Here is a 506-nt window from a genome sequence, read left to right as displayed (position 1 = left end):
GTTTCGAAGCACACGCTTCCGCTCGCCACCTTCTATGGCGAATGGACGGCCGGCGTGCTCGGTGTCGCGCTGGTCTGCCTGCTGGCCTTTCGGCGTTCGGCGGACACCCCCCAAGTCCCTTGGATCGTCCTGCTGCCGCTCTGGCTGATTCTGACGACGCTCGTCCAGTCTGCCGCCGGCATGGCCGATATCACGGGCAGCCGCTTCACCACCCGGATCGTCCTCGCCCTCGGCGCCGCCATGATGGTCGCCGCATGGCGCCTTGGCCAGGGGTTGTCCACCGAGGAGCGCGCCGAGATTGTCGATGCCGTCGCCATCACCTTCCTCGTCGCCGGGCTGCTCGGCACGTTGGCCCAGTGGATCCAGGTCTTCCATATGGAAGACCAGATGTTCGGCCTCGTTTCGGAATATTTCTACGACACCAACCGCCGGCTGTGGGGCAACCTCAACCAGCCCAACCATCAGGCGACGATCCACGGCTTTGGCCTCGTTGCCGCGATCTGGCT

1 protein-coding gene is annotated in these 506 nt (G+C 65.0%); it reads left to right on the top strand.

Annotated features, from left to right (window positions below; translation table 11 throughout):
• Window positions 1–506 (top strand): pilin glycosylation ligase domain-containing protein (locus AB4Z27_RS29465; protein ID WP_441646041.1); only part of this gene is annotated, 506 nt, incomplete at both ends.

Origin of the sequence: Cupriavidus sp. KB_39 (assembly GCF_052114485.1) — a bacterium.
Lineage (GTDB): Bacteria > Pseudomonadota > Gammaproteobacteria > Burkholderiales > Burkholderiaceae > Cupriavidus.
Note: the sequence above shows the minus strand (reverse complement) of the source record. Positions and strands in the feature narration are given on the sequence as shown.